The 25,901-nt window shown below is 44.9% G+C and carries 16 protein-coding genes and 2 pseudogenes; 13 read left to right on the top strand and 5 right to left on the bottom strand.

Going from position 1 to position 25,901, the window contains the following annotated elements:
* Positions 1-38 precede the first annotated feature (38 nt).
* Positions 39-665 (bottom strand): uracil phosphoribosyltransferase, encoded by a 627-nt coding sequence (gene upp / locus PSF16_RS06520; protein ID WP_006658899.1) that lies wholly within the window; start codon positions 663-665, stop codon positions 39-41.
* Between the two features lie 317 nt (positions 666-982).
* Between upp and purM the strand changes: the two genes are divergently transcribed.
* Together purM and purN are read left to right on the top strand one after the other, a co-directional pair.
* Positions 983-2,023: a phosphoribosylformylglycinamidine cyclo-ligase gene (purM, locus tag PSF16_RS06515; protein ID WP_036965858.1), complete on the top strand. Its 1,041-nt coding sequence runs from the start codon at positions 983-985 to the stop codon at positions 2,021-2,023.
* The gene (purN, locus tag PSF16_RS06510; RefSeq protein WP_006658902.1) at positions 2,023-2,661 is read left to right on the top strand and encodes a phosphoribosylglycinamide formyltransferase; all 639 of its coding nucleotides are present in this window, start codon (positions 2,023-2,025) and stop codon (positions 2,659-2,661) included. Before purM ends, purN begins: the two co-directional genes overlap by 1 nt.
* A 91-nt stretch (positions 2,662-2,752) precedes the next feature.
* Here the strand turns inward: purN and PSF16_RS06505 are convergent.
* Positions 2,753-2,920 (bottom strand): annotated as a pseudogene (locus PSF16_RS06505) (SDR family oxidoreductase); the annotation flags it as partial.
* A 60-nt stretch (positions 2,921-2,980) separates the two neighbouring features.
* Positions 2,981-3,946 carry a 23S rRNA (adenine(1618)-N(6))-methyltransferase RlmF gene (gene rlmF, locus PSF16_RS06500; protein WP_272688992.1) on the bottom strand — a complete coding sequence of 322 codons (966 nt, stop codon included), beginning with the start codon at positions 3,944-3,946 and terminating at the stop codon, positions 2,981-2,983.
* A gap of 576 nt (positions 3,947-4,522) precedes the next feature.
* On the opposite strand from rlmF, the gene speG reads away from it, so the two are divergent.
* From speG to PSF16_RS06475, 5 genes and pseudogenes are all read left to right on the top strand, one after another.
* Positions 4,523-5,068 (top strand): spermidine N1-acetyltransferase, encoded by a 546-nt coding sequence (gene speG, locus PSF16_RS06495; RefSeq protein WP_006658911.1) that lies wholly within the window; start codon positions 4,523-4,525, stop codon positions 5,066-5,068.
* An 81-nt stretch (positions 5,069-5,149) separates the two neighbouring features.
* On the top strand, positions 5,150-7,219 hold the full coding sequence (ppk1, locus tag PSF16_RS06490) for a polyphosphate kinase 1 (protein WP_006658912.1): 2,070 nt from the start codon (positions 5,150-5,152) through the stop codon (positions 7,217-7,219).
* A 4-nt stretch (positions 7,220-7,223) separates the two neighbouring features.
* Positions 7,224-8,756, top strand: coding sequence for an exopolyphosphatase (gene ppx, locus PSF16_RS06485; RefSeq protein WP_272688991.1), 1,533 nt, complete (start codon positions 7,224-7,226; stop codon positions 8,754-8,756).
* Positions 8,757-9,127: 371 nt separating this feature from the next.
* Positions 9,128-10,408 (top strand): annotated as a pseudogene (gene mgtE / locus PSF16_RS06480) (magnesium transporter); the annotation flags it as partial.
* Between the two features lie 585 nt (positions 10,409-10,993).
* A complete protein-coding gene (locus tag PSF16_RS06475) occupies positions 10,994-12,349 on the top strand; it encodes an MFS transporter (protein ID WP_272688990.1) in 1,356 nt (451 codons plus the stop codon).
* A gap of 87 nt (positions 12,350-12,436) precedes the next feature.
* Here the strand turns inward: PSF16_RS06475 and PSF16_RS06470 are convergent, their stop codons facing one another.
* Entirely contained in the window at positions 12,437-12,880 is a 444-nt protein-coding gene (locus PSF16_RS06470; protein ID WP_272688989.1) for a hypothetical protein, read from the bottom strand.
* A gap of 434 nt (positions 12,881-13,314) precedes the next feature.
* Here PSF16_RS06470 and PSF16_RS06465 point away from each other — a divergent pair, with 434 nt between their 5' ends.
* The 6 genes from PSF16_RS06465 (at position 13,315) to trhP (ending at position 24,394) form a co-directional block, all read left to right on the top strand.
* Positions 13,315-14,565, top strand: coding sequence for an MdtA/MuxA family multidrug efflux RND transporter periplasmic adaptor subunit (locus PSF16_RS06465; protein WP_272688988.1), 1,251 nt, complete (start codon positions 13,315-13,317; stop codon positions 14,563-14,565).
* Positions 14,565-17,681, top strand: coding sequence for an MdtB/MuxB family multidrug efflux RND transporter permease subunit (locus tag PSF16_RS06460; RefSeq protein ID WP_272688987.1), 3,117 nt, complete (start codon positions 14,565-14,567; stop codon positions 17,679-17,681). Before PSF16_RS06465 ends, PSF16_RS06460 begins: the two co-directional genes overlap by 1 nt.
* Positions 17,681-20,773 carry a multidrug efflux RND transporter permease subunit MdtC gene (gene mdtC, locus PSF16_RS06455; RefSeq protein ID WP_272688986.1) on the top strand — a complete coding sequence of 1,031 codons (3,093 nt, stop codon included), beginning with the start codon at positions 17,681-17,683 and terminating at the stop codon, positions 20,771-20,773. Before PSF16_RS06460 ends, mdtC begins: the two co-directional genes overlap by 1 nt.
* On the top strand, positions 20,763-22,154 hold the full coding sequence (gene baeS / locus PSF16_RS06450; RefSeq protein WP_272688985.1) for a two-component system sensor histidine kinase BaeS: 1,392 nt from the start codon (positions 20,763-20,765) through the stop codon (positions 22,152-22,154). The genes mdtC and baeS overlap by 11 nt, the downstream gene beginning before the upstream one ends.
* Positions 22,154-22,867, top strand: coding sequence for a two-component system response regulator BaeR (gene baeR, locus PSF16_RS06445; protein WP_006661588.1), 714 nt, complete (start codon positions 22,154-22,156; stop codon positions 22,865-22,867). The genes baeS and baeR overlap by 1 nt, the downstream gene beginning before the upstream one ends.
* 150 nt (positions 22,868-23,017) lie before the next feature.
* A complete protein-coding gene (gene trhP / locus PSF16_RS06440) occupies positions 23,018-24,394 on the top strand; it encodes a prephenate-dependent tRNA uridine(34) hydroxylase TrhP (protein ID WP_006661587.1) in 1,377 nt (458 codons plus the stop codon).
* Between the two features lie 336 nt (positions 24,395-24,730).
* On the opposite strand, the gene thiD is transcribed toward trhP, so the two are convergent.
* Complete coding sequence (thiD, locus tag PSF16_RS06435; protein ID WP_006658924.1) at positions 24,731-25,528, bottom strand: bifunctional hydroxymethylpyrimidine kinase/phosphomethylpyrimidine kinase; 798 nt, start codon at positions 25,526-25,528, stop codon at positions 24,731-24,733.
* Between the last annotated feature and the right edge of the window lie 373 nt (positions 25,529-25,901).

Below are 25,901 nucleotides of genomic sequence, written 5' to 3'. Positions count from 1 at the left end.
TTATCAAAAAAAAGCCGACTCTTCAGTCGGCTTCATTATTATTTAGTACCAAATATCTTATCGCCCGCATCTCCGAGACCCGGAACAATGTAACCTTCATCATTTAAATGTTGGTCAATTGAAGCCGTGTACAATTCGACATCTGGGTGCGCCGCTTCTAATGCAGCAATACCTTCTGGTGCAGCAACTAAAACTAAAACTTTAATTGAGTTACAACCGGATTTTTTCAGAAGATCGATGGTTGCAATCATAGAACCACCGGTTGCTAACATTGGGTCAACAATCAGCGCCATACGCTCATCAATGTTAGAAACTAATTTTTGGAAATATGGGACAGGTTGTAACGTTTCTTCATCACGGTAAATGCCCACTACACTGATACGTGCGCTTGGGATGCTTTCCAATACACCGTTCATCATACCAATACCTGCACGCAGAATTGGTACTACAGTGATTTTTTTACCTTTAATTTGTTCAATTTCTACAGGACCACACCAACCATCAATTGTTACTTTTTCAGTTTCTAGGTCAGCGGTCGCTTCATAAGTCAGTAGGCTACCAACCTCTGAGGCCAGTTCACGAAAGCGCTTAGTGCTTATATCATGATCTCGCATCAGGCCGAGTTTATGTTTAACGAGAGGGTGTTTTACCTCAACGATCTTCATGGGTTTCTCCTACTTTTTTAAAACGTCACCGGACAAAAAAATCGCGGGATTATACCGCTTTTTTCCCTCAATGCCACTAGAATCATCTTGATTCAGGTCAAATAAACATCAATCACTTACTCTTTGTTGAATTAGTATACACATAATATTTTTTAGCATGTAGACCGTGAATAAATTCATGCGCTTTGCATCACGATATCACAATTTATTGCCTCAAATATTTCAGTCAGAAAGCTATCGCAAACGTTTGCGGAGCCTGATAGAATATCGGCAAATGAAGTTATCTTTTCCAAAATGCAATTGCCTTGGGGGCCGTAGTGACTGATAAAACCTCTCTCAGCTATAAAGATGCCGGTGTTGATATTGATGCAGGTAACGCATTGGTTGAACGTATCAAAGGTGTGGTGAAAGAGACTCGCCGTCCAGAAGTAATGGGAGGATTGGGAGGGTTCGGCGCACTGTGTGCCCTACCACAAAAATACCGTGAGCCTGTCTTAGTATCCGGCACTGACGGTGTGGGAACAAAACTACGCCTCGCGATGGATTTAAAACGTCATGAATCCATCGGTATCGATTTAGTCGCGATGTGCGTCAATGACCTGATTGTCCAAGGTGCTGAGCCACTGTTTTTCTTAGACTACTATGCGACTGGTAAATTAGATGTTGATACTGCCGCTAGCGTCATTACTGGTATTGCCGAAGGTTGTAAGCAGTCTGGCTGTGCATTAGTCGGTGGTGAAACCGCTGAAATGCCGGGCATGTATCATGGCGAAGATTACGATGTTGCAGGTTTCTGCGTCGGGGTAGTAGAACGCTCTGAAATTATTGATGGTTCTAAAGTCAGTGCTGGCGATGCGCTTATCGCTTTAGCTTCAAGCGGTCCTCACTCTAACGGTTACTCGTTAGTTCGTAAAATTCTAGAAGTCAGCAAAACCAATCCAGAGAACACGCTATTAGCAGGCAAATCTCTCGCCGACCACTTGTTAGAGCCTACACGCATTTACGTTAAAAACGTTTTAGAATTAATTGCTAAAAACGACATTCATGCCATTGCGCATATTACGGGTGGCGGCTTCTGGGAAAATATCCCACGCGTTTTACCGGATAACACCCAAGCTATCATTGATGGCAACAGCTGGGAATGGCCTGCAGTATTCGAATGGCTGCAACAAGCGGGCGATGTCACGACGCATGAAATGTATCGTACATTTAACTGCGGCGTCGGCATCATCATCGCCCTACCACAGACTGAAGTTGAGTCCGCATTAAAATTGCTAACAGCATTAGGTGAAAATGCTTGGCAGATCGGAACAATTGGCGCATTACCTGCGGGTGAAGAGCAGGTTGTTATTCGCTAATGAAGAAAATCGTCGTTTTGATTTCAGGTAGTGGCAGCAATTTGCAGTCGATTATTGACGCCTGCCAACACCATCAAATTGATGGTCAAATTGCCGCTGTTATCAGTAATAAAAGTGATGCATACGGTCTGATTCGTGCACAAGAGGCTGGGATTCCAGCCCTTTGTGTTAGCTCAAAAACAATCACAGACCGTCAAGCCTACGATGCAGCACTCTTGGATACTATCGAACAATACCAACCTGATTTAGTCGTCTTAGCTGGGTTTATGCGTATTTTAACCCCTGATTTTGTGAAACATTTCACAGGGAAAATGCTGAATATCCACCCTTCTTTACTGCCTAAATACCCGGGGCTACATACCCATCGACGCGCGCTTGAAAACGGCGACAAAGAACACGGTACTTCCGTGCATTTTGTCACCGAAGAGCTCGATGGCGGACCGATTATTCTACAAGGTCATATTCCGGTCTTCGCACAAGATACGGAAGACGATTTGGTTGAACGCGTTAAACTGCAAGAGCACCTGATTTATCCTCAAGTCATTGAATGGTTTGTTTCCGAACGGCTGATGATGCAAGAGGGCAAAGCTGTATTAGATGGGCAACCATTACCAGCAACGGGTTATCGCGCAAATTAATACGCTGTTAGGTAGATTTAAATACACTCGCGCAGACTTGGTTGGCAGGTCTGTGCGAATAACTCAAACCCAACCATCCACAATAAACGTTTTATTTCCCACCTGCCAAATCGATAAAACTTTCCGTGACGTAAGATGCCTCATCAGACAGCAACCACGCGATAACCAGAGCAACCTCTTCTGGCTGACCTCCACGTTTCATCGGTAAGCTATCTTTAACTCGAGCAACCCGAGCTGCCTCATCACCATCAGCATGCAGAAATTGAAAGGGAAATGCGATGTTTTATCGGTGCCGGTTAAATAATCGGCACCAGGGAAATTAACGCCAGCGTTTTTCCGCCCAGGCGGCCTGCTGTTGCGCGTCGTGGAAAGTCCAGGCCACGAAGCGACTGATTTTTTGCCCCTGCGCCATTTCAATGGTACGGACTTCGGCCGCACCCACCAGATTCAACGCGTGATAAATCGAAGGCAAGGTCGTGTTTTTAGAAATCAACGAGGTGAACCACAGGCAGTTTTGCGCAAAGCTAACGCTCTCCTCTACCATTTTACGCACAAAGGCTTCTTCACCGCCTTCACACCATAGCTCGTTATTTTTGCCGCCAAAGTTCTGTACTGGTGTGTCGGCTACCTCGCCTTTACCCAGCTTGTGCAGTTTGCGGCGAGTGCTGGCTTGCGCTTCCTGTTGAGAGCTGTGGAACGGTGGATTACACAGTGTGGCATCAAATTTCTCCGCCACGCCGATGATCCCGTTCAAAATAAATTCGGGTTGTTTTTGCAAACGCAGGCGCACGCCGTTTCTCAGTATCGGATTCATCTCCACGATCATTTTGGCTGTATTGAACGATACCGGATTAATCTCCGAACCAGTAAAACGCCAGCCGTATTCACGCAGACCAATAATCGGATAAATACAGTTGGCGCCAACGCCTACATCAAGAATCGCCACGCCTTTACCGCGAGGGATCTCACCGCCGTTGCTGGTCGCCAGCAGGTCGGCAAGATGGTGTAAATAGTCGGCACGCCCGGGGATTGGCGGGCACAGATAATCGGCGGGAATATCCCAATATTCGATGCCATAAAAATGTTGCAGCAACGCACGGTTGAGCATTTTAACTGCCGCAGGATCGGCAAAATCTACCGAGATATCGCCCCAGGCGTTCGGTTTGACGAACGGCTCCAGTGCAGGGCAACTGGCGATCAGCGCCGGGAAATCATAGCGCGAGCGATGACGGTTACGCGGGTGCAAGCCGCTTTTCTGCTGCGGGAAGGTTTTCTTTTTTTCCACCGTGACGGGCTCTCTTAAAGGTATTTCTGACGCGTACGATACCATATACCCTATAGCTTTCAAAACAGCTCGGGATGAAACCGTATTAAGCCTGCCTTCAGAGTTTATGCCGGAATGTCCTGCTTTTTATACCCAATGTCATTCAAGATGCAAAAAGGTGGCAAGGGAAGATAGACAAGGAACATACATCAGTATGTAACCCGGCGAGCTGAATGCTGCCAACGAACCTGCAGTTTGAATGAATAAGGAGATATACCGTCCGTTTTGAGCTGTGAGTTCAATCGGTGGATGCAACACACTGGTTAAATCGTTCTGCTGGTGATTCAAATCCAAGCGAGTACAATTTTTGGGTGGCGATAATCTCTGCCCTGTATTGTGTCTTCACCCGATCACCAACCTACTACTAACCATTTTCACTTAAACGAACTAATCTTCGACAAACTCTCCCGCCCCCTGCTTTCTGTCATTATTTTATTGCAAATAAGTGGTATCCTTATAACAGCGCTAAGTAATTAATTTTCTAATTGATACTTTCGCCATAAATAGTTTTATAATTAACAACAATCGAGGTGTTTTATGACGACCGGGCAAGCTCATCTGTTTAAGTTGCGCCCACTTGAGCGTGAAGACTTAGCATTCATCCACCAGCTGGACAATAATGCCAACATTATGCGTTATTGGTTCGAAGAGCCTTATGAGGCATTCGTTGAACTCAGTGATCTTTACGATAAACATATTCATGACCAATCCGAGCGCCGCTTTATTGTCGAATATGACAGTGAAAAAGTGGGTTTAGTCGAGTTGGTTGAAATTGATTATGTTCACCGTCGTTCTGAATTCCAGATTATCATTGCACCCCGCCACCAAGGCAAAGGGTATGCAAGTCGCGCGGCAAAACTGGCAATGGACTACGCCTTTTCAGTGCTAAATTTATACAAACTTTATCTGATTGTAGATAAAGAAAATGTCAAAGCTATCCATATTTATAATAAACTTGGTTTCCACACAGAAGGCGAGCTTATTGATGAGTTTTTCGTGAATGGTCGCTACCACACCGCAATCCGTATGTGTGTGTTCCAGCACCAATATTTCGCCATGAAACAGCAGTCTGAAAACGCGTAAGCTGCCATCACAGCGCTGCGATAGAAGTCAACGGTGATAATTAGTTTTTATCAGCATTAACCAGTCGAATACGGAGCAACAATGTCCCAAGAACGTCTCTATCATGAAAAAGAGCTCAGCTGGCTCTCTTTTAACGAACGAGTTCTCCAAGAGGCCGCAGATAAGCGTAACCCTTTGATTGAACGAATGCGTTTTTTGGGCATTTACTCCAATAACTTAGATGAATTCTATAAAGTTCGTTTTGCAGATGTTAAGCGCCGTATTTTGATCAATGAAGAACGCGGCTCAGCCAGTGGCGCACGCCATCTTCTCAAACGTATTCAGTCCAAAGTTGCTAAGCAAGAGCAAGAGTTTGACGTACTTTACAATGAGCTGCTGCTTGAAATGGCGCGCAACCAAATTTTCTTAATTAACGAACGTCAAATTTCGCCTCGTCAGCAAATCTGGTTACGCCAATACTTTCGGCAGAATCTACGTCAACATATCACACCAATTTTAATCAATCGTGATACTAACTTGGTCGAGTTTCTCAAAGACGATTACACGTACCTCGCCGTTGAAATTATTAATGGGACTGAAGTGCAATATGCCTTATTAGAAATTCCTTCTGATAAAGTTCCGCGCTTTGTGAATCTTCCACCAGAAATGCCGAAGCGCCGTAAATCAATGATCCTCATTGATAATATCCTGCGTTATACCCTTGATGAAATTTTCAAAGGCTTTTTTGATTACGATAAACTCAACGCCTATTCCATGAAAATGACCCGCGATGCAGAATATGATATCGCCACGGAAATGGAATCCAGTCTGCTGGAAATCATGTCATCGACCTTGAAGCAGCGCTTAACTGCAGAACCGGTTCGCTTTGTGTATCAACGTGATATGCCCGATGAAATGGTCGCCTTGTTACGAGAAAAATTGGGATTATCGAGTGATGACTCGGTGATTGCTGGTGGTCGTTACCATAATTTTAAGGATTTTATTAACTTCCCAAATGAAGGAAATAAAAACCTTCTCAACAAACCATTACCCCGCCTTCGCCATCGCTGGTTTGATAATTTCCGTAACGGATTTGATGCCATTCGCGAGCGCGATGTGTTGCTCTACTACCCGTATTACACGTTCGAGCATACATTAGAACTGTTGCGCCAAGCATCGTTTGACCCGAATGTGTTATCCATCAAAATCAATATTTACCGTGTCGCAAAAGACTCTCGCATTATCGACTCCGTGATCCACGCAGCCCACAATGGTAAAAAAGTGACCGTGGTCGTGGAGCTGCAAGCACGTTTTGATGAAGCTGCCAATATTCACTGGGCAAAACGCCTCACTGAAGCGGGTGTCCATGTTATTTTCTCCGCGCCGGGACTGAAAATTCACGCTAAGCTATTTATTATCTCCCGCATGGAAGAAGGGCAAATTGTTCGTTATGCCCATATCGGTACTGGTAACTTTAACGAAAAAACGGCTCGCCTCTACACCGACTACTCATTACTCACCTGCAATGAGCAAATCACCAATGAAGTGCGCCGCGTGTTTAGTTTTATTGAAAACCCGTATCGTCCGGTGACTTTCGATAATTTGATGGTCTCTCCACAGAATACTCGAACCAAGATTACCGAATTAATCGACCAAGAGATTGCCAATGCACACGCGGGTTTACCTAGCGGCATTACACTAAAAATCAACAATCTGGTGGATAAAGAACTGACCGACAAACTGTACGATGCCTCTAATGCCGGCGTGAAAATTCGCTTGCTAGTTCGGGGGATGTGCTCCCTCGTTTCAGGGCAACAAGGCTATAGCGAAAACATCCAAGTCACCAGTGTGGTCGATCGTTTCTTAGAGCACGACCGCGTCTATGTCTTTACCAACGCAGGCGATGAAAAAGTGTTTATCTCCTCAGCAGATTGGATGACACGCAACATTGACTACCGTATCGAGGTCGCCGTCCGTTTAGTGGACCCGCGCCTGAAACAGTTAGTCTTAGACATCCTCGAATTACAGTTCAGCGATACCGTCAAAGCCCGTTTTGTTGACAAAGAACTCAGTAATCATTATGTTCCTCGCGGCAATAAGCGCAAAATTCGCGCTCAATTAGCTGTCTACGAATTTTTAAAAGCACTCGAAATGCCTGAAACAAGAGCTTGATACTATGCCAATTGCTAATTCATCTACGCCAAGACCGCAAGAAATTGCGGCGATTGACTTGGGTTCAAACAGCTTTCACATGGTTATTGCGCGTATTGTCAATGGAGCACTACAAGTTCTAACCCGTTTAAAAAAACGTGTTCATCTTGCTGATGGGCTGAGTGATACCAATGAGCTCAGTGAAGAAGCCATGGAGCGTGGCTTAGCGTGTTTATCGCTATTTGCTGAGCGTCTACAAGGCTTCACGCCTGATAACGTCTGCATCGTTGGTACCCATTCATTACGAGTCGCCACCAACGTTGAAGAATTTCTACGTCGTGCAAAAGCCATTATTCCCTACCCGATTGAGATCATTTCAGGGCAAGAAGAAGCGCGCCTGATTTTCATGGGCGTTGAACACACCCAACCAGAAAAAGGTCGCAAATTAGTCATCGATATTGGCGGTGGTTCAACGGAGCTAGTGATCGGCGAAAAGTTTGAGCCGATTTTAATTGAAAGCCGTCGCATGGGCTGCGTTAGTTTTGCGCGCCAGTATTTTCCAAACGAAACCATTTCACCCGAAAATTTCAATCGCGCTTATTTAGCCGCCTGCTTAAAACTTGAAAGTACCGCGACACTATTTAAGAAACAGGTTTGGGACGTGGCAATGGGGGCATCCGGTACCATCAAAGCTGCCCATGCGGTCATTATGGAAATGGGGGAGCGTGACGGTATCATTACCCGTGAGCGCCTCGAAAAAATCAAACAGATGGCTCTGAAGTACAAAACGTTCCGTTCATTAGAGATCCCAGGTCTTTCTTCTGATAGAAAACAAGTATTTGTACCCGGCTTAGCCATTTTAATTGCTGTTTTTGATTCTTTAGAAATCAAGGAATTACGTCTTTCTGATGGTGCCTTACGTGAAGGTGTACTCTATGAAATGGAGGGTCGCTTTCGGCACCAAGATATTCGGCAGCGTACTGCACTCAGCCTTGCTGAGCACTATAATATTGATCGAGAACAAGCCCGACGGGTTTTGAAAACCATGGAAGAGCTGTATTATCAGTGGCGCCAGCAGAACCCCAAACAAGCCAACCCGCAATTAGAATCTATTTTAATTTGGGCGGTTATGCTGCATGAGGTGGGATTAAGCATTAACCATAATGGGATGCACCGCCACTCCGCGTATATCTTACAAAACACCAATTTACCGGGATTTAGCCAAGAACAACAGTTGCTATTATCCACATTAGTACGCAACCATCGCCGCGCTATCAAGTACGATGAAATTCCAAAGTTTAACCTGTTTAAACGCAAACAATTTATGCCGTTGATTCAGATTTTGCGCTTATCCATCCTATTGAATAATCAGCGCCAATCAACGACAACCCCATCGTCTATGCGCATTGAAACTGACGATGGACATTGGACACTTTTTTTACCCGCACAGTATCTCGCACACAACGCGTTAATGTTGCTTGATCTTGAAAAAGAAAGTGCCTATTGGGAAGAGGTTCCGGGCTGGAAACTCACTATTTGCGCAGAAAATGAGCCATAACGTTTTACCACTAAGAAAAATAGAAACAAATAAATAGCGATTTGCGGTCAGTATTGTTTTGTTCTTCTTATTCGAAATATGAACCGATTTGATATTTTTTCGGGATCAGCGACAATACTGGGTAGATGTTTCGTCACCTCGCAGGCGAATTAATTTAAAGCGCTTCGGCGCCGAATGGTTTAAGGATTAACATGTCACAAACTGCTTTTTCAACTGATGCGGCAACAATAATCAATCCGCATTCACAAAGACTGGCGTATATCCGCCAGCAAATACTGACGTTATTCATGGAAGACGAAGAGTTTGTCCATGCTCTTATCGAGAAAGACCAACACGTCAGTATGGATGATAAAGCATTTAGTGAAAAAATTAGTGCAGTCAAAGAACTGCTCATTGATCTCCACACCGCTGATATCGCCGATATTCTTGAGATGCTGCCTTACGATGAGCGTCTCGCTCTATGGCGCTTAGTTGACAATAACGAACGTGGTGAAGTGTTAGTTGAAGCGTCGGTGTCAGTCTGGGATAGCCTAATTAAAGATATGTCAGACCGAGAGCTGCTGCGAGCAGTAGCGGGTTTACATGTCGATGAACAAGCTTATATCGCCGAACATTTGCCGCGCGATACCATGCGCCGCCTACTGACCTATTTAGATCCAAGCTTACGAAGCCGTATTCGCGAAGTTCTGCAATATGCTAAAGACAGCGTTGGGCAGATGATGGATTTCGAATTCGTCACCGTCCGTTCCAATGTCACACTAAAAACAGTACAACGCTATCTCCGTCAACGTGGAAAAATACCTGAAGCGACAGATAAAATTTTCGTTGTCGACAAAGACAATTACCTACAAGGTGAATTGCCGCTAACCACCATTTTGATTCAAGCACCAGAACGTATTGTCGCTGATGTCATGAAAACGGATACCGTCACCTTTTTGCCCGATGAAAAAGGTGAAGACGCCGCAAGCGCGTTCGAACGTTACGACTTAATTTCCGCTGCCGTCGTCGACAGTAATGGGTTACTTATGGGGCGACTCACGGTTGAAGATATCGTTGATAATATTAGCGAAGAAAATGACAACAGCATTCGCCGTATGGGGGGGTTGAGTCCTGAAGAAGACGTATTCGCCCCTGTGGGTCAAGCGGTTAAAACACGTTGGACTTGGTTAGCCATTAACCTCTGTACCGCTTTCGTCGCTTCTCGTGTGATCGGCGTATTTGAAGATACTATTTCACAGCTCGTTGCCCTAGCCACTTTGATGCCAATCGTGGCAGGTATCGGTGGTAACACCGGGAACCAGACTATTACCATGATTGTGCGGGCAATTGCCTTACACCAAATCCAAAACGGTAGCTTCTCTTTCCTAATGCTTCGAGAGCTTGGCGTTGCCTTGATTAACGGTATTGTCTGGGGGGGGATCATGGGTGTTGTTACCTACTTACTCTACGGCGATCTCGCCATGGGTGCCGTCATGACGCTTGCGATGATACTGAACCTGCTCATGGCTGCTATCATGGGCGTTCTTATCCCGTTGATTATGATTAAGATGGGTAAAGACCCTGCTATCGGCTCTAGCGTCATGATCACTGCAATTACTGATACCGGTGGTTTCTTTATTTTCTTAGGTTTAGCCACCCTGTTCTTAGTCTGATAACCTAGCCCGCATACTTCCCCTTATGAAAAGTATGCGGGTTTATAAAAACCCATTTTTTTTCTAAAAACCTCTCATATATACCAAAACACGAATCTGAAACAACTCAAACAGACGTGTATTATTTATATAAATAGCCTTATCCCCTGTTAAATAATTATATTTTTTTACTGATAAGATTTATTAATATTAATTAATTTCTTACCAAATAGAACCCTGTTCTTTTATTTATTGCTTTTTTTGTCCTTATTTTTTCGCTTCAAATATACAATCGTCTGTAATTATTATTTTATTAATATCATATCGTGACATTTGATTATCAATCGGAATACATATTCAACCTTTGGAAACTAAATAGAATCTTATGCTTGTTTTAAGGGTGGCAGTTTACAGAATATGAAACTTTCTGCTATAAATGAAGGCACGTTAGAGATACAGAGTATTACCTAGGTTTATTTTCCCTCGTTTTATCTCTCTTATCCTTTGCTAAATAATATTAATTACTTCGCTATTTAACGTACCTATTATTACAAATAACCCCATCGCGCTAATATTGAAATGTTGTGTATTTAGAAGGACAGAATTATGACATCGCAAACAACCAGCCAGCCCGCGGCTAGACCGTTGGGCAAAGAAGATTATAAAACATTGGGCTTATCCTCATTAGGTGGCACATTAGAATTTTATGATTTCGTTATTTTCGTCTTTTACGCGAAGATTATTTCCCAACTCTTTTTCCCGGGTGATAATGAATTTCTCGCACTAATGGCGACACTGGGTCTGTTTGCTGCGGGTTACCTTGCTCGCCCATTGGGCGGTATTATCATGGCTCACTTTGGCGACAAAATCGGTCGTAAGAAAATGTTTACTTTAAGTATTTTCTTAATGGCCTTCCCAACATTTATTATTGGTTTCTTGCCTACATTTGAATCCATTGGTGCCGCTGCACCACTGTTACTGTTATTAATGCGCATCATGCAAGGTGCGGCTATCGGTGGTGAAATGCCGGGTGCGTGGGTGTTCATTGCCGAACATACCCCAAAACAACGTTATGGATTAGGTGTTGGCACGTTAACTTCCGGGATCACCGGTGGGATTTTACTGGGATCTATCGTTGCCATTATCATTGAACGCTCTTATACCACTCAAGAAGTGCATGATTTTGCTTGGCGTATTCCATTTATTTTAGGCGGTATTTTTGGTTTTATCTCTGTGTATCTGCGTCGTTTCTTACAAGAAACGCCTATTTTCAAAGAGATGGCGGCTAAAAAAGCGTTAACCAAAGAATTGCCAGTAAAAACCGTGGTTAAATCCCATAAACAAGCTTGCATGATCACCGCTGCACTGACGTGGTCACTGTCTACCGCTATCGTTGTCACCATTTTGATGACGCCTGACGTGGTATTAAAAGGTATTTATGGCATTGACCGTAACATGGCTTTGCAAGCCAACTGTGCGGCAACATTAACGTTAACTTTAGGCTGCATTTTCTGGGGTTGGTTAGGGGATAAAGCAGGAACGCGTACCTCAATGACGTTATCTTGGGGTGGATTAGCGGTCACAGCTATCTATTTCTACTCGACTTTATCATCCGATATTTCTGCGAGTACCTTAACGTTTAACTATGCATTAATGGGCTTCTTTGTGGGTGCAATTGCAACAACGCCAATTATCAGTACTCGTGCGTTCCCACCAGAAATTCGTTTCTCCGGCTTATCATTCGCCTATAACTTGGCTTATGCCGTATTTGGTGGATTAACCCCAATCTTAACGGATGCATGGTTACAACAATCTCACATGGCACCAGCATACTATGTAGCAGGCGTTTCATTATTAGCCGTAGCGGTAGCCTTTATTCCACTGTCATGGAAAGGTTGGAGTGCAAATGAAACACAGCAAAATGAGAAAGCACCGGTTTTAAATACCAGTACAATTCAATAGTTATCGATTAGTCTAAACCAATAAAAGCCACCTTAATGGTGGCTTTTATTATTAATAATCACATAGTGTACTGAGTACAGTTTTTATCTAAATAATTGGATGGTGTCCCACAATTGGCATGCCATAGCCATATTTGATATTAATATCCCCAACAGTATTTGAGGTCATAATATCTGCCTGAGGAAAACTGCTTAAAGCAGAAGCGACCATTTCAGCTTGTGATGACCCGAAACAATCTGTGACTAGCGGATCAAAAGATTGTGCCTCATCAACCAATTGTTTCACCTTCATCTCGAGCGTTATTTCTTGTTCAATGTCTGGGCCAAGACAAGGCTCAGACAATGCAAACTTAGATTGTGGAGCTTCGAAATAACCTTTGATTAGCGGGTCAAAAGGTTGTACCTCATCAACCAATTTTTTGATCTTCATCTCGAGCGTTATTTCTTGTTCAAATTTTGGGCTAAGACCAGGCTCAGACAATGCAGATTCAGAGACCCGCTCAAATAAATCCATGGTATTCGATAAGTTCATCTATTAAATTCCTTTTAATGTAATTACTTATTAGCTACGATTATTGACTCTTTCTGCTGTGAGCCAATTCACTTTATAATCCCGACGCTAACCGCGCTAATTTTTTATTTATATACGCTTGAACAACTCATTTCTTAATCAAATTTAGCTCAGGTAATTCATTGAATTATTAGGTGAAGAATGATTTTTGTTTATATTGTATTATGTCCTAAACTTAATTAGCGCTAACGCTGATTAAATAGGTACGTCACGGCAAGTAGATATACGTATACTCAGGACGTACATAAATTGACACTTATTCATAATTCCTCCATTTTTCTTTGTACCTATCAAGTTAAACTATTATTATGTCTAACTAACTCTTTTTCGTTAGTTTTTTAGCCTATAGCCTGACGGATTTTACCCACTCTTTTGAGTTAAGCGAATGACCCACCATGACGACACAGAAACGCCGTACAATTTGGACTCGATCTGCCCTGTTTGTTGCGATAATCGCAGTAGCTGGTACAACGTGGTATGTCTACCATAAAAATAATCAAAATGAAGTACCAACAACAGCGAGTGCAACACCGGGTGGACAAGCGAAAAAAGCAGGTGGAAGACCGTCTCGTCCCTTAGCCCCTGTGCAGTTTGCTACGGCACAAGAAAAAGTCGTTCCGCGTTTCTTATCCGGTTTAGGAACCGTGCAAGCCGCCAACATGGTGACGGTGACCAGCCGCGTTGAAGGTCAGTTAATGCACATCTACTTCACTGAAGGCCAATCCGTTAAAGCCGGTGATTTATTAGCACAAATTGACCCTCGCCCTTTCGAGGTTCAGCTCGCTCAAGCAGAAGGTCAGTTGGCAAAAGATAAAGCCGCCTTAGCCAATGCCCGTTTAGATCTCACTCGCTACCAAAAACTCGCAGGTACTAAAGTCATTTCGCAACAAGAGCTGGATAATCAACGTGCCACGGTTTTACAGGCAGAAGGCAGTATTAAAGTTGACCAAGCTGCCGTCGACAATGCCAAACTGCAGCTGACTTACAGCAAAATCACTGCCCCTATTGCTGGACGGGTGGGTTTAAAACAGGTTGATGTTGGTAACTTTATCTCTTCGGGTACTTCCACCCCTATTGTCGTGATCACCCAAACACAACCTGCTGACGTTCTATTCGCCTTACCTGAAGGCGATATTCCCGCCATACAGCAAGCACAAGCTGCGGGTAAAAAAGTGCTGATTGAAGCGTGGGATCGCAACAATATTGCCATGATTGCCCAAGGGGAATTATTGAGTACCGACAACCAAATTGACCCCGCAACAGGCACACTCAAAATTAAAGCACGCTTTACCAACGAAGAGCAAAAGCTGTTTCCGAACCAATTTGTCAACGTCAAAATGCAAGTAGAAACGTTACAAAATGCTGTCGTTATCCCAACCGCCGCCCTGCAAATGGGGAATGAAGGGCACTACGTTTGGGTTCTGAATGATGAAGGTACCGTCGCGAAGCATCTTGTCACCGTAGGTATTCAAGACAGTCAGCAAGTGGTCATTGAAAGTGGGTTATCCGCCAATACCAAAGTCATCACCGATGGGGTTGATAAGCTCACGGATGGCGCGAAGGTGGAGGTTGTTAATGCGTCATCCATCGAGAAAAAGTCCACTTCCGCAGAGAGAAAACCTCGCAATAGTGCGGAGAAAGCCTAATGCAGCCTGAATCCCTTAAAGGCGGAGGTCCGTCTCGCCTCTTTATTCTGCGTCCAGTGGCGACCACATTATTTATGGTGGCAATCTTACTGGCAGGGATCATCGGCTACCGTTTTTTACCTGTTTCTGCATTGCCCGAAGTTGACTATCCAACGATCCAAGTCGTCACTCTGTATCCGGGGGCCAGCCCTGACGTCATGACATCGGCGATCACCGCTCCGTTGGAAACACAATTTGGTCAAATGTCTGGCTTACAGCAAATGTCATCACGCAGCTCTGGTGGCGCGTCGGTGATCACGCTCATGTTCCAGCTTTCGCTCCCTTTAGATGTTGCAGAGCAAGAAGTCCAAGCGGCAATTAACTCTGCCACCAGCTTATTACCCTCTGATTTACCGTATCCACCGATTTACAATAAAGTGAATCCTGCGGATCCCCCTGTCTTAACGTTAGCCGTCACCTCCGATGCCATGCCGCTGACTCAAGTACAAGATATTATTGAAACTCGCGTTGCGCAGAAAATATCTCAAGTAACGGGTGTCGGTTTGGTTACCTTAGCCGGTGGGCAGCGCCCTGCTGTCCGCGTGAATCTTAATCCCCAAGCCATGGCGGCTAAAGGGCTAGATAGCGAAACGATTCGTACCGCGATTAATAACGCTAACGTCAACTCCGCAAAAGGGAGCTTTGATGGTCCAACTCGTGCGGTAACTTTATCTGCCAATGACCAAATGAAGTCGCTTGATGATTATCGCAAGCTGATTGTGGCATTCCAAAATGGCGCGCCTGTACGTCTTGGTGATATTGCAACTATCGAACAAGGAGCAGAAAACGCTTACCTCGGTGCATGGGCAAATAGCCAGCAAGCGATTGTCATCAATGTTCAGCGCCAGCCCGACGCTAACGTCATTAGCACCACAGACACCATTCGTGCCTTACTGCCTGAGCTCATTGAAAGTCTGCCAGCCTCCGTCAACGTGGATATTTTAACGGACCGCACCAGTACGATACGCGCCTCCGTGAATGATGTTCAATTTGAATTGATGCTTGCCATCGCCCTTGTAGTCATGGTGATTTACCTGTTCCTGCGCAATGGTATCGCGACATTGATCCCCGGTATTGCCGTACCGCTATCCCTCGTCGGCACCTTTGCGGTGATGTATTTCTGTGGTTTCTCTGTCAATAACCTGACGTTAATGGCACTCACCATCGCAACGGGATTTGTCGTCGATGATGCCATCGTGGTGATTGAAAATATCTCCCGTTATCTTGAACAAGGCGATAAGCCTGTCGTTGCGGCATTAAAAGGCGCCGGAGAAATCGGCTTCACCATTATTTCGCTGACGTTTTCATTGGTTGCCGTGCTGATCCCACTGCTGTTTATGGGAGACATTGTCGGGCGTCTATTCCGTGAATTTGCGATCACCTTGGCGGTGGCGATTTTGATCTCTGCCGTGGTATCCCTCACACTCACCCCAATGATGTGTGCTCGCTTACTCAAGCCAGAATCCCAGCATAAACATAACCGTTTTGAAATCGCCTGCGAGCACTTTTTTGAATGGATGATTGCGGGCTATGGAGTATGGTTAAAACGCGTTCTTAACCACCAATGGCTAACACTGTGTGTCGCACTAGGAACCTTGGTGCTGACTGTGCTGCTGTATATGTGGATCCCGAAAGGTTTCTTCCCACTGCAAGATAGCGGTATTATTCAGGGCACTATTGAGAGTCGCCAATCCATTTCATTTGCGGCTATGTCGAAAAAACAGCAAGAAGTGGCGGGAATTATTCTGTCCGACCCTGCCGTTGAAAACGTCACCACCTATGTGGGAATCGATGGCAATAATGCCACGCTAAATAATGCCCGTATTCAAATCACATTGAAGCCCCTTGATCAACGTGATGACCGAGTACCCACCATTATTCCCCGCCTACAGCAAGCCACTAGCAATGTTGCAGGAGTAAACCTCTATCTGCAACCTTCACAAGATTTAACCATTGATACACAAGTTTCTCGTACTCCGTATCAGTTTACACTGCAAGCCGGCTCCCTCGATGAGCTCAGTACTTGGGTACCAAAGTTAATTGACGCCCTTAACCAACAACCCGAACTTGTGGATGTCAGTAGTGACTGGCAAGACAAAGGGTTAGTCGCCTATGTGAATGTGGATCGGGATACCGCAAGTCGTTTTGGCATTACGATGTCAAATATCGATAATGCCCTGTATAACGCCTTTGGCCAGCGCATGATCTCGACTATCTATACCCAAGCGAATCAGTATCGCGTTATTTTAGAGCATAACACCCAAACCCGTGATGGAATGGATGCACTGAATGATATTCGCCTGAAAGGGACGGATGGTGCCATGGTGCCGCTCAACACCTTAGTGAATATTCAAGAAGGTTATGGCCCTCTCGCCATCAATCACCTTGATCAGTTCCCTTCCGTCACGTTTTCTTTCGATGTCGCAGAGGGCTCTTCATTAGAGTCCGCAGTTAACGCGGTTAAGCTGGCAGAAAAAAACATTGCCATGCCAAAATCCATCACCACGCAATTCCAAGGGGCAACACTCGCCTTTGAAGCGGCATTGAGTAGCACAGTTTGGCTTATTTTTGCCGCGATCATCGCCATGTATATCGTGTTGGGCATTCTGTATGAAAGCTTTATTCATCCAATCACTATATTATCCACTCTGCCAACCGCTGGAGTCGGGGCGCTACTTGCCTTAATGATGGCAGGAAATGAGCTAGATGTAATAGCCATCATCGGTATTATTTTGCTGATCGGAATTGTGAAAAAGAACGCCATTATGATGATTGACTTTGCGCTTGCTGCTGAGCGTGAACAAGGTTTATCCCCATATGATGCGATTTATCAGGCCTGTTTACTGCGTTTTCGTCCAATCCTGATGACCACGATGGCTGCCTTATTAGGTGCATTACCGTTAATGTTAAGCACGGGTGTGGGTGCGGAATTACGCCAACCATTGGGAGTCTGTATGGTCGGTGGACTGATCATGAGCCAAATTTTGACGCTCTTCACCACCCCAGTGATCTACCTGATGTTTGACCGCTTAGCCCATCGCTTTAATCATCGTGAGCGCAAGGCACAGGAGTCTTAATGAAACGCTTCTTTGCTTTATTCATCAGCCGTCCGGTAGCAACCACCTTAATCAGTGTTGCCATTACCTTATGCGGTGCATTGAGCTTTCTATTTTTACCTGTGGCGCCCCTGCCACAGGTCGACTACCCAGTAATAAGAGTGTCAGCGTCACTTCCCGGTGCATCACCAGAAACAATGGCATCCTCGATTGCGACCCCACTTGAGCGTTCACTCGGCAGTATCGCAGGCTTAAATGAGATGACATCCAGCAGCTCGTTAGGGAGTACCACTATCACCTTAGAGTTCGATCTCACAAAAGATATCAATAATGCCGCCCGTGAAGTACAAGCTGCATTGAATGCAGCGCAAAACCTATTACCTAGCGGCATGCCAAGCCGCCCGCGTTACTATAAATCGAACCCGTCTGATGCCCCCATTATGATTTTAACACTTACATCAAATACCCTAAGCACTGGGGAAATGTACGATGTGGCATCGACACGTTTAGCACAACGTATTGCACAAATTGAAGGTGTCAGTGAAGTGACTGTGGGTGGTGGCTCCCTGCCCGCAGTACGAGTGGAACTCAACCCCACGGCATTATTCAATCAAGGGGTTTCTCTGGATGCAGTCCGCTCTGCAATCAGTAGCGCCAATGTGCGTCAACCCCAAGGTTATATCAATAACCCAGATAACCGATACCAAGTTCAGACCAATGATGAACTGAAAAAAGCAGCAGATTATCGCCCGATTATTGTCCATTACAGTAACGGTAATGCCGTTAAACTCAGTGATGTGGCAACGGTAAAAGATTCGGTACAGAACGTACGAGCTGCGGGAATGTCCAGTGGTGAACCTGCGATCCTCATGATTATTCGTCGAGAAGCGGGTGCCAATATCATTGAGACTGTAAAACGCATTCGTGAAGAAATACCTGAATTTAAGGACATGATCCCTGCCGCCATCGATCTTCAAGTCGCACAAGATAGAACACCGACCATTAAAGCCTCCCTTGCGGAAGTAGAAAGGGCATTAATGATTGCGATCGCGCTTGTTATTCTCGTCGTGCTGCTCTTTTTACGCTCTGGTCGTGCCACGCTTATTCCGGCTATTGCCGTGCCTGTTTCGCTAATAGGCACATTTACTGCAATGTATTTATGCGGATTTAGCCTCAATAACCTATCACTCATGGCGCTGACCGTTGCAACCGGCTTTGTGGTGGACGATGCCATTGTGGTCTTGGAGAACATTTCACGGCATATCGAAAATGGTCGCAAGCCCTTTATTGCCGCCATTAAAGGGGTTTCTGAAGTGGGTTTTACCGTTGTCTCCATGAGTATTTCTTTAGTCGCCGTGTTTATTCCTTTACTCCTGATGGACGGGCTAGTCGGGCGCTTATTCCGGGAATTCGCCATCACACTCTCGACCGCTATTGGGATTTCATTGATCATTTCCCTCACATTAACCCCGATGATGTGTGCACATTTACTGAAAAAGAGAGATGATAAAGTTAATGCTAAGCGCCAAGGCTTTGGTCGAGTGCTTATTCGGCTACAAGAAAGTTACGGCGTCACGTTAAATTGGGTACTTTCTCATCGACGCAGTGTATTAGCCGTATTAATTGCAGCTATTGGTTTAAATGTTTATCTGTATATTTCAATTCCTAAAGCCTTTTTCCCAGAACAAGATACTGGGCGGTTACTGGGTTTTGTCCGTGCAGACCAAAGCATCTCATTCCAGTCAATGAAGCAAAAAATGACGAGCTTTATGCAGCAAGTAAAAGCGGATCCTGCCGTGGATAGCGTCACTGGATTTACGGGCGGCAGCCGCGTCAACAGTGGCTCTATGTTTATCTCCTTAAAGCCACTGGATGAGCGCAAAGAGAGTGCTAACAGCGTGATTAACCGCTTGCGCATGAAACTGGCGAAAGAACCCGGTGCCAACTTATTTATGATGCCCGTGCAAGATATCCGCGTGGGAGGACGTCAATCCGAAGCTAGCTATCAATTTACCCTGTTAGCCGATGAGCTGGATGCATTACGTTCATGGGAGCCCGCTATTCGCCGAGCTCTAGGGGATTTACCTCAGTTAACCGATGTGAACTCCGATAAAGAAGATAAAGGCGCGGAGATGGCATTAACCTATGACCGCGATTTGATGGCGCAACTGGGGATCGATGTGCGTGATGCGAACAATCTGCTCAACAACGCCTTTGGTCAACGTCAAATTTCTACCATTTATGAAGCGATGAACCAGTATAAAGTGGTGATGGAAGTGGCACCCGAATATACACAAGACGTGAGCTCACTGGATAAAATGTTTGTGGTCAACAAACAGGGAGACGCCATTCCCCTTTCCTATTTTGCACGCTGGCAACCCGCCAATGCGCCGCTGAGTGTGAATCACCAAGGATTATCTGCCGCGTCCACCATCTCGTTTAACGTAGCGGATGGCTATACCTTAAATGATGCAATTGATGCCGTAGAAAAAACCATGACATCACTGGGTGTCCCCTCTACCGTACGAGGCACTTTTGCCGGAACCGCTCAGGTATTCCAAGAAACGTTAAAATCACAGTTATTTTTAATTTTAGCAGCAATTGTCACCGTCTATTTGGTATTGGGTATTTTGTATGAAAGCTATATTCACCCGCTTACGATTCTTTCCACCCTGCCTTCCGCAGGCGTGGGGGCATTATTAGCCCTTGAATTGTTTGATACGCCATTTAGCTTGATTGCTTTAATTGGGATTATGTTACTCATTGGGATTGTCATGAAAAATGCCATTATCATGGTGGACTTCGCGCTCCAAGCACAACGTAACGCCCACTTATCCGCTCGCGAAGCCATCTTACGCGCTAGCCTATTGCGTTTTCGCCCTATCGTCATGACCACGCTTGCAGCGATTTTTGGTGCACTCCCCTTGATGTTAGGCACCGGTGACGGCGCAGAACTACGTCAGCCCTTGGGGATCGCCATCGTGGGCGGGCTAATCATGAGCCAGCTATTGACCCTATTTACAACCCCCGTGGTGTACCTCAGTTTTGATAGCCTAAGACAGCGTTTCTCACGTTCAGCGCATTCTGTGCAGGAGAAAACCCATGAAGCTTAAACTTACCAGCCTTAGTACCCGTTTGTTCATCGCGATTTTTGCCACCTGTTTGCTGCTGGTTGTCATAATGCACCAAGGGGTGCGTATGGGGTTTCAGCACGGCTTTATTGACTATATCAAAGAGAACGACCAACAACGTGCTGAGCTACTTTCCTCCGCACTCGCTGAACAATATGAGGAAGAGGGAAGTTGGCGATTTCTTGCGAGTGATGAGCGCATGTTTTTCCGTATTTTACGCAATGTTGATAACCAACATCAGAGTCCAGGTCCAGGGCATGGACATAAGCGTATGCGCGGGATGTTTTGGGTTTTTGATGCTAAAGATAACCTTATTTGGGGGCGAGAACGGCCTCCAGAGCAAGTGATCCGAGTTCCCGTAAAAACTAGCCAAGGGACAACGGTAGGCTGGCTGATTGCCAGCTATGAAAGTGGCATCAGTAATGAGTTAGACCAGCGTTTCGATACTCAACAGATGCATATTAGCTGGCTAATTGCAGGATTATCGCTATTTGTTGCACTGTTAGTTACCCTCTTTTTGGCTCGCGGATTCTTAAAGCCCATCAAACGGTTATTGGAAGGCACTCACCAATTAGCAAAAGGCGATTTCAGTGCGCGGGTTTCTGAGGTTGGTCAAGATGAATTGGGACAGCTCGCCAAGGATTTTAATCACCTAGCTTCTACACTCGAAAAAAATGAGCAGATGCGCCGTGATTATATGGCCGATATCTCCCATGAACTACGCACCCCACTCTCCGTCTTACGTGGTGAACTTGAAGCCGTGCAGGATGGTGTTCGCCAAGCAACTCCAGAAACCATAAACTCATTACTCAATGAAACACAGACGCTGATCAAGCTTGTCAATGACCTACACCAGCTCTCCTTATCCGATCGCGGTTCCTTGGTATATCGCATGCAATCCATCGATATTATTCCCATTATTGAGATGAATTTAGGGCAAGCTAAATGGCGCTTGGAAGATAGACAACTGACATTAAACACTCAGTTTTCTAGCCATTCTCCCCTCTTTGCTGACCCTGACCGCATAAACCAACTATTCTATAATTTGATGGAAAATAGTCTGCGTTATACAGATCCACACGGTAAGATTGCCGTTAGCGTAACGCAACAAAATCAACAACTCATTATTGAATGGGAAGACAGTGCCCCAGGGCTTAGCGTTGAACAATGTCAGCACCTCTTTGAGCGATTTTATCGTGTTGAAGCATCTCGCAACCGTGCGAGTGGCGGCTCAGGTTTAGGGCTTGCCATTTGCTATAATATTGTCGAAGCGCATAACGGTACTATCTCTGCGGCGCCTTCCACACTAGGCGGCGTGAAGGTGACCATTCAACTTCCCATCGCGACTTTGGAGACTGAATAGTGACTTTGCCTGAGAAAAATTTTTCCGAATCAAATAGTTACCATGTTTTGATTGTTGAAGATGAACCCAAGCTGGGACAGCTCTTGTTCGATTATTTACAAGCCTCTGGCTATGTCCCTGCGCTACTGATGCGCGGAGATGAAGTGATCCCTTATGTCCAAAAACATTTCCCCGATCTCATTTTGTTAGATTTAATGCTGCCGGGGCTTGATGGCATTTCGGTTTGCCGTGAGCTGCGTCAATTCAGTGACGTCCCCGTGATTATGGTGACAGCAAAAACGGAAGAAATTGACCGTTTGTTAGGATTAGAAATTGGTGCTGATGATTATGTTTGTAAGCCATTTAGTCCTCGAGAAGTTGTCGCTCGCGTGAAAACTATTTTGCGCCGCTGTCAACGCTCATCGACTTCAGCAAACCACCATGAAACCCAATTAATTATCGATGAAAATGCCTTTCAAGTTCGTTACGGTGACAAATTACTGGAACTGACACCCGCGGAGTTTCGTCTGCTAAAATTTCTCTCCGATAATGCAGGTACCGTCTTTTCTCGGGATCAATTACTGGATATTTTATATGACGACCACCGTGTGGTGACAGACAGAACGATTGATAGCCATGTAAAAAATTTACGCCGTAAGCTGGAATCATTAGATAACGAAAAAACATTTATTCGCTCTATCTACGGTTTAGGCTATCGCTGGGACGATATCTAATTCAGCCATTCCCTTGTAACAAAATTATAACCCTGTTTTTTACAAGGGAAATTTGGCATTCCCCGCATTTAGCGTTAAAATCCCCACCCTCGAATTTTTACACCATGCCATCCGGCATGGTGCTGACCTGACATCAGACTGAGAACTAACATGTTTACACCAGAATTATTATCCCCAGCAGGTTCCTTGAAGAACATGCGTTATGCGTTTGCTTACGGTGCCGATGCGGTATATGCCGGTCAACCTCGCTACAGCCTACGTGTGCGCAATAACGAATTTAACCATGAGAATCTCGCTAAAGGGATCAACGAAGCCCACGAACTTGGTAAAAAATTCTATGTGGTCGTCAACATTGCCCCGCATAACGCCAAGCTAAAAACGTTTATTCGCGACCTGACCCCCGTGATCGAAATGGGACCCGATGCACTCATTATGTCCGACCCAGGACTTATCATGATGGTGCGTGAAGCATTCCCAGATATGGATATTCACTTATCGGTTCAAGCAAACGCCGTCAACTGGGCTTCCGTCAAATTCTGGAAACAAATGGGATTAACCCGCGTCATTTTATCTCGCGAGCTCTCCTTGGAAGAAATTGCTGAGATCCGCCAGCAAGTCCCTGAAATTGAGCTTGAAGTCTTTGTACACGGTGCACTGTGTATGGCATATTCAGGGCGCTGCCTGCTTTCTGGCTATATTAATAAACGCGACCCGAACCAAGGAACCTGTACCAATGCATGCCGTTGGGAATATAAAGTCCAAGAAGGTAAAGAAGACGACGTGGGCAACATCGTGCATATGCATGAGCCTATCCCAGTGAAAAATGTTGCACCTACACTGGGTGAAGGTGCGCCAACTGATAAAGTGTACATGATTGAAGAAGCGATGCGCCCAGGCGAATACATGACCGCCTTTGAGGATGAGCATGGTACGTATATCATGAACTCCAAGGACTTACGCGCTATTGAGCACGTCGAGACACTGACTAAGATGGGTGTTCACTCACTGAAAATCGAAGGTCGTACTAAGTCATTCTATTATTGTGCACGTACAGCCCAAGTGTATCGTCGCGCTATTGATGATGCTGTTGCAGGTAAGCCATTTGACCCGAGCCTGCTCTCTACGCTTGAAGGGTTAGCACACCGTGGCTATACCGAAGGTTTCTTACGCCGCCATACCCATGATGCTTACCAAACTTATGAGTATGGTTATTCTGTTTCAGATACTCAGCAATTTGTGGGTGAATTTACGGGTAACCGCGTGAATGGCTTAGCGGAAGTCGATGTGAAAAATAAATTTAGCGTCGGTGATAGCTTAGAGCTCATGACACCCGCGGGTAATATTGTCTTTACGCTGGATTCATTGACCAACCGCAAAGGCGAATCCGTGGATGTTGCGCCAGGTAATGGGCATGTGGTTTACCTACCAATTCCTGAAGATGTGGATGTTAATTTTGGTTTGTTAATCCGTAATTTGGCGGGAACGACAACCCGTGATCCTCATCAAGCTCAAGTCGAAAAAGCGTAATTTTCGGGTAGTGTAGCTTGCTATCCACTCACCACGTTTTCTGAATAAAAGCCCATGGTCGATGACGGTGGGCTTTTTCTTATGTTTTTGTGTAAAAAACGCTCATTTTGTGCTTTATTTTAGTTGAGAATCATTCTCGTTATTGACAGTCTCACTAAAAAATGCACTCAATATCCAATTTTATGCAACAGATCACATCAATTGGTTATTCTATATCGTATAGTCACTCTCGAAAACGAAGAACTAGAAAGTCATAAATTAAGACTAGGAACCACCTCCTTGGCTGGCTCAATCTCCCTTGAGCTAGCCATTTCTTTTTTCTAGCCCCTAATATCCTTACCACCATCGATAAAAATGGTGCACGGGTCCGAAACCACTCCCAACCTCTAAGCTGTCTGCTTGTTCAAGCGCGCCCTGTAAATAAGCTTTAGCTTCAATGACTGTTTGTTGCCAATCAGCATAACGTGGTCGTAATGCAGCCAATGCCGCCGATAATGTACACCCTGTGCCATGAGTATTTTTAGTGTTAATCCGTGGCGAAGTGAAACGCCATTCTCCTTCAGGCGTGATCAGCCAATCAGGGCTTTCAGTATCAATCAAGTGACCGCCTTTCATTAATACACCTTGGCAGCCTAACTGTAATAACCGTTTCCCTTGGTCACGCATTTGTTGCTCGGTTTGTGCCATGGGTTCATCCAGTAACACTGCCGCTTCCGGTAAATTGGGGGTAATCAATGAAACTAACGGCAATAGTTGCAACCTTAACGTCTCTACAGCATCCGGTAATAAAAGTGGGTCACCACTTTTCGCGACCATCACGGTGTCCAGTACAACATAGGGAACAGGTGTTTTTTTCAAAGCTTCAGCAACGACATGTACATTATCGCGATTTGACAGCATACCAATCTTGGCTGCATCTATACGCACATCACTTAAAACAGATTCCAATTGAGCAGCAACAAACTCAGGAGGGATATTATGAACAGATTGAACGCCTCGCGTATTTTGTGCCACCAGCGCAGTCATCACACTGGTTCCATATGCACCGAGCGCGGAAAAGGCTTTAAGGTCAGCCTGAATACCCGCTCCGCCTGATGGGTCCGTTCCTGCAATCGTTAACGCATTCACTCTCATTAATGCCCTCTCCTTTGTCGTCAGAAAGATAATTTACCTTAGTAATATTACGTTTATTTTATTTTTTTAACTTAATTAAAATCATTAAGTTAAAAAAATAATCACTTAAAATGGATTGTCTCATATGCCATGCCAATTACTAGTGAATGATCCATTAAACTTAAAAATTAAATGCGATTAATTGTCATTTAAATGCAAATTTTTATTTTACTAAATTAATCATTGAATTACGTTAATCCATTTAATCAAACTTATCGATTTAGCAAATTGATTTTACGCACCTAATTGCACGCCCAATAGTCATTATCCTAATTTAACTATTTATTGCTGTCTTATTTAGCTTATCTTTATTAAAATAATTGATAATAGAATT

The sequence above is a fragment of the Providencia sp. PROV033 genome, from assembly GCF_028484855.1.
GTDB lineage: Bacteria > Pseudomonadota > Gammaproteobacteria > Enterobacterales > Enterobacteriaceae > Providencia > Providencia alcalifaciens.
This window is presented reverse-complemented; position numbering and strand designations above follow the sequence as displayed.